The sequence below is a fragment of the Microcoleus sp. POL10_C6 genome (assembly GCF_036701585.1).
In the GTDB taxonomy this organism is placed as follows: Bacteria; Cyanobacteriota; Cyanobacteriia; order Cyanobacteriales; family Microcoleaceae; genus Microcoleus.
This window is the reverse complement of the sequence record NZ_JAUBRB010000120.1, coordinates 1-4,085: the sequence shown is the minus strand read 5'-3', so window position 1 is coordinate 4,085 and position 4,085 is coordinate 1. Positions and strand designations below refer to the sequence as shown.

General features: G+C 44.7%; 4 protein-coding genes. 3 read left to right on the top strand and 1 reads right to left on the bottom strand.

Annotated elements, in window-relative coordinates:
* Positions 1-238 precede the first annotated feature (238 nt).
* Both QUA34_RS29765 and QUA34_RS29760 read left to right on the top strand, forming a co-directional pair.
* Positions 239-1,084 (top strand): glycoside hydrolase family protein, encoded by an 846-nt coding sequence (locus tag QUA34_RS29765; RefSeq protein WP_333391076.1) that lies wholly within the window; start codon positions 239-241, stop codon positions 1,082-1,084.
* A gap of 139 nt (positions 1,085-1,223) precedes the next feature.
* Positions 1,224-2,126: a peptidoglycan-binding protein gene (locus QUA34_RS29760; RefSeq protein WP_333391073.1), complete on the top strand. Its 903-nt coding sequence runs from the start codon at positions 1,224-1,226 to the stop codon at positions 2,124-2,126.
* Between the two features lie 74 nt (positions 2,127-2,200).
* Here QUA34_RS29760 and QUA34_RS29755 read toward each other — a convergent pair whose 3' ends face one another.
* Positions 2,201-2,680 carry a hypothetical protein gene (locus tag QUA34_RS29755; RefSeq protein WP_333391070.1) on the bottom strand — a complete coding sequence of 160 codons (480 nt, stop codon included), beginning with the start codon at positions 2,678-2,680 and terminating at the stop codon, positions 2,201-2,203.
* Positions 2,681-3,134: 454 nt separating this feature from the next.
* On the opposite strand from QUA34_RS29755, the gene QUA34_RS29750 reads away from it, so the two are divergent.
* A complete protein-coding gene (locus QUA34_RS29750; protein ID WP_333391066.1) occupies positions 3,135-4,013 on the top strand; it encodes an nSTAND1 domain-containing NTPase in 879 nt (292 codons plus the stop codon).
* Positions 4,014-4,085 lie beyond the last annotated feature (72 nt).

Sequence of the window (4,085 nt, the reverse complement as noted above, 5' to 3'; positions counted from 1 at the left end):
GATTTTAAATCACCCTAACCTTCCTTCAGTCTTGTCTTATGGTACTCTGGCTGCTTAAAAACTGTCCGGAGTATTGACCTATATAATAACCAAATTACCCGTCAAGCTAAGACTTTTGATCGAAATCATTAATTAATAGAGTCTTTTCACTTATTTTCAAAATAGCCAAAAGTATTGCGTTCGGATCTTCAAGGTGCCTCTTTTGACTGAACCTACCTTGTAAAAAGGAAAAACTAAAATGCCAAAAAGATCGTTGGAACTCTTCGGCGATGGTCGCGTATACGAAATCAAAGACGACCTAGCTATTAAGGTCACGGAGACTAATGGGCAAGTAAAAGCATTAATTGATGCTTTAAGCTTCAGTGTGGCTAAAACATATCATATTCATCCTCCAGACGAACAACCTCCTGATGTGGTAGAAGGAAGAGGTTCAAAGCATATCAATCAAGAAGGTTTCAAGCTTCTCACTACCTTTGAAGGATGTGAACTCACTGCTTATGATGATGGCGGTGGAGTTTGGACAATTGGTTACGGACACACGGGCGATGATGTTTATCCAGAACTGACTATTAGCCAAACGCAAGCAGAAGAATTGCTGAGGGAAGATTTAGAAAAGTTTGAATCCTATGTTGAGGATGCCGTTGAAGTTGAGATCGATGACAACCAGTTTTCTGCACTGGTTTGCTTCTGTTTCAACGTGGGCCCAGGAACAGAAGGTTTTGGAGGTTCAACTCTTCTGAAGCTATTGAACAACGGGGATTATCAAGGAGCAGCCAATCAGTTTCCTGTGTGGAATAAAGTCAATGGTGAACCCTGGCCAGGGCTGACACGCAGGCGCTTGGCCGAGCAAGCTCTGTTTTTAGGAATGCCTGAAGTTCGGGTTCTCACACTTACGGAGCCAATAATGCAAGGTGAGGATGTGCGTCAAGTGCAAGAAGCGCTGATCGCAGCAGGAATAAATGTTTCAGCAGATGGCGTTTTTGGTAAAGACACCGATCGTGCTGTGCGAGAGTTTCAACAGCAAAAAGGGGTAACGGCGGATGGTGTTGTCGGTGTCCACACACGCAAAGAATTGGGACTATAAAATCGATTGTGTAACCAATTAGACTGACACAATAAAGTAATTTTCACAAGCTCTGTGGAGGTAAGGTGCGGTGTGCATCGCCTACGGATAGAGTTTATGAATCCAGGACTGACCAAATTCAAATTGATTGGATAAAACCATGACTAACTCAAGCGACATTCTATTTAATCAACCTGTAATTATCGAAGCCTGTGAAGAATTTGTCCAACGGGATATGTTGGAAGTTAGAGGCAGTTTCCCAGGATTGCTCCAAGATGCCCCCATGTCTTCGACTGCGGTGGTCAATGGCTTATCTCAACAGTTGATTTATCAACTACAACTGATGATGCCAGATGCCTTTGTCAGTTTTGATGACCTTAATGTAGACTTGCTGGATGCAGCTTTTCCCTACGTACAAACCCCGGCAAAAGAGGCACTTCAGAGAGCCATTCAAGATCGAGGTCAAACGATGCAGGTGAACTCTGCTTACCGCACGATCGCCCAGCAAATGTTATTGTATAACGATCGCTTCAACAACTCTAATCCTGTAGCGCCACCAGGCACCAGCAATCACCAAACAGGGCTAGCGATCGACATTGAAGATGCCAGAGGCTGGGAATCTTATTTGATGCAATATGGCTGGCATCCATTACCGGGCGATCCGCCTCACTTCGACTACATAGGCGACGGGACGATCGATCTTCGCAGTAATTCAATACTCGCCTTTCAGCAGCTTTGGAATCAGAACAACCCGGATGCAAAGATTAGCGAGGATGGCGGTTTTGGCCCCCAAACCGAGGATGCACTTAATCGATCGCCTGCTCAAGGGTTTGCTAAAGCGCCGTGGGATGACAAGCCCAGAACCTTGCGCTTGGCGATGCCCAGAATGGAAGGCTCAGATGTAATCAAGCTTCAGGAAGGCTTGAAAAAGGCTGGCGTTGTAGTTGGGGTTGATGGTGAATTTGGGCCGGCAACAGATACAGCCGTCAAGGAATTTCAGCAGAAAAAAGGTTTGAAGCCGGACGGAATTGTCGCTCTCAAAACCCGCGAACAAATGGCTTGAGGTGCTAGCGCGATCGAGTTCACCAAACCTGGAACAGAACTTCCTCCGCCTTCGGTGGAAGTTCCGTTGATAGCTCAGCTTGTGGGTTTGGGCAGGTTTTGCTTCCAATTGTCACAAATTGCAGTAGCGCTATAATTGGCAATCTTTTTGATAATCAACGTAGCGAGGAGAGTAGCAATAGCAGGAGCAAGTCCCAGTCCAGAGATGAGAACAGGAGTTAACATCCCAGCAGCTTTAGTGTAATTCTGGCCCATCGCTTCATCCAGGATTTTCTGAGTCTGTGGATCGTTTCCTAGAGGTTTGCACATCAGCTCGTAAACTAAGGGGTTTACGCGATCGAACAACCGCTGGCCAGCTTCTAGGAGCCTGGGATCGATCGATGCTCTAGCGGCAACATTCACATCAATAGAATCCAGGGAAGCTGGGTCTATCCCTCTGGTTCCAAGTCCAGCCGCATCATCCCCTATGGCTTGAGCGCGATCGCCAATTTGTGCTGCTAGCTGATCCTCATCAAGTTCCCACAAACTTTCTACAAGAACTTCAATTTCTGCCATGATTACTTGTCTCCCGACTATGGTTAACTAGAATATTGCTGATTGTCCTTTACCTACGAAGCTGATGAGTAAAAACCAGTCAATATAGCTTAACGAATGCCTAGCTACACATCGGCAATCTTAACCATTCTTTAAAAAAGTGCGATCGTCCCATCAAACTGCTGCTAAGTATGTAACATTTAAATCGCCAGAAAGTTACTATCGAACCGGAAATAAAGCAAACACAGTTCAATTTGTTGAAGAACTCAAGCAAATCAATCCCACTGCTTATGATAGCTTTACATTCTGTGACAGTGTAAACTTACTTAACGGGCAGCAAAGATTTTATTGCCAGCTTGGTATACTAAACCTGAACCGTATAGTAATATAAATACCTCGAGCCGTTTAAGTAAAAGAAATCTCTTTAAGCAAACAGAAATAAAAGCTCCAGAAAACCAGAGCAATTCCCGAAGCCATGACTAACCACACCCCAGTCAAAACAATTCTGATTCTGGCAGCCAATCCCACCAATACCGCTCCCCTGCGATTGGAGCAAGAGATCCGAGAAATTGACGAAGGATTGCGACGGGCAAATAAACGAGAACAGTATAAATTAGAACAAAAATGGGCCGTGCGTTCCCGTGACTTTTACCGAGCAATTTTAGATTATCAACCCAACATAGTCCACTTTTGCGGGCATGGTGCCGGCCAAGATGGAATTGTCCTAGAAGACGATACCGGAAAAATGGCGCTGGTGCAGACAAACGCCCTAGCTAGTATGTTTAAATTGTTTGCCCAGAAAGGTGTAGATTGTGTAATTCTCAATGCTTGTTATTCCGAAGTACAGGCGGAGGCAATTAGCCAATACGTTAATTATGTCATTGGCATGAATCGAGCCGTGGGAGATCGAGCAGCCCTTGCCTTTGCTGTAGGGTTTTATGATGCGATCGCTGCTGGATATACGCTCGAAGAATCCTACGAGTTAGGTTGCTCGCAGATGATAAGTTTTCGAGAGCATGAAACTCCTGTTTTCAAGAAAAAGAATTTAATTTATGCTCCGATTGCTCAGGGTGTAATTGCTGTTGAAGATGTGATTCCGCCCAATCCTTACCAAGGATTATCTGCCTTTGGGGAAGAAGATGCGGACTTCTTTTTCGGACAGGAGAAATTTGTCAGTAATTTAGTAGAAGTAACGTACAAACAACCGTTGGTAGTAGTGGTTGGACCAAGTGGCAGCGGCAAATCTTCTGTGGTATTTGCGGGATTAATTCCCCAATTGCGAAAAGAGGGAAACTGGTTAATTGAATCTTTCCGTTCGGGCAAAGAACCGTTTGTGCAGTTAGCTTTTGCGTAAGGATTCAGGTCTAAATTTGAGGAATTAAAGATGGTTCTTGCAGATCTGGATTAACCATCGCTTTTATAGCTT